This window comes from Corynebacterium glyciniphilum AJ 3170 (assembly GCF_007673095.1).
GTDB lineage: Bacteria > Actinomycetota > Actinomycetes > Mycobacteriales > Mycobacteriaceae > Corynebacterium.
Map to the genome: position 1 here is coordinate 1 of NZ_VDYZ01000140.1, position 314 is coordinate 314.

1 protein-coding gene is annotated in these 314 nt (G+C 65.6%); it reads left to right on the forward strand.

The features are described from left to right. Nucleotides 1-18: 18 nt before the first annotated feature. The coding region (locus tag FS507_RS19930) for a hypothetical protein (RefSeq protein ID WP_145943838.1) at nt 19-314 on the forward strand (296 nt) is incomplete at its 3' end.

The following is a 314-nucleotide window of genomic DNA, read 5'->3' on the forward strand; positions in this document are numbered from 1 at the left end:
TGTCGGGGGACTGGGGCGATGGAGGGGGAGGAGTGGGTGAAGGAGAGGAGTGTGGTGGAGGTGTGTGAAGTGGGGGGGGGGTGGATGGAGGTGGGTGATGGGGGGGAGGGACGCGTGGGTGGGGGGGATGTTGATGATGAGGTTGTGGGGTGGGAGGTGGGGGTGGAGGTTGGGGAGGAGGTGAAGGGGGTGGAGATTGAGGGGGATGAGGAGGAGGTGGTTGGGTGGGTGGAGAGGGGGGGGGTGAAGGGTGAAGGGGGGATGATGTTGACGGTGGGGGTGAGGGTGAGTTGGGTTGTGACCGTGGGTAGGGT